1 pseudogene is annotated in these 538 nt (G+C 37.7%); it reads right to left on the reverse strand.

The features are described 5' to 3' along the window. Positions 1-538, reverse strand: a pseudogene (locus P5674_RS25750) (pyocin knob domain-containing protein); the annotation flags it as partial.

A 538-nucleotide genomic window follows, 5' to 3' on the forward strand; every position in this document is an offset into this window, starting at 1 on the left:
TTATATTGGCACTACCATTAAACGAAGTCCCATTAATTGTTCTAGCAGTTTGAAGCGTGGTTGCAGTTGCTGCATTACCTGTAATATTAGAGCTTGTAAAAGCTAATTGTTGCCAGCTACTCCAGACTGCATTTACACGATTTCTTTGATAAATATCTTCTCCTCCAAAAGGTATCATTGTTTGAGAAATCGCAGAATTCTTATGTCTTTGTACAGTACAAAAACGCCATGAACTTCCCGGACTTTGATTTAAAAGAGAACTCCCTTGATAAAAACCTGTTGTTAACACATCATTCCAATCTCCTGTTACAGTTATTGAAAGATTTGGTAAAGCACCAATTTCTGCTAAACTCCAACTTACATTTCCAGAGCCGTTTACTGATTTGCCTGTAGAACCAATTGTTAAAGTCCGAGCAGTTCCCCAGTTTACAGTAGTAATATTTGCTGTTCCATTAAAACTTGTTCCATTGATTGTTCTTGCTGTTTGAAGTGCTGTTGCTGTTCCGGCGTTTCCACTTATTGACCCGGTAATTAATGG

The organism is Limnospira sp. PMC 289.06 (assembly GCF_032350395.1).
GTDB classification, from domain to species: Bacteria; Cyanobacteriota; Cyanobacteriia; order Cyanobacteriales; family Microcoleaceae; genus Limnospira; species Limnospira platensis.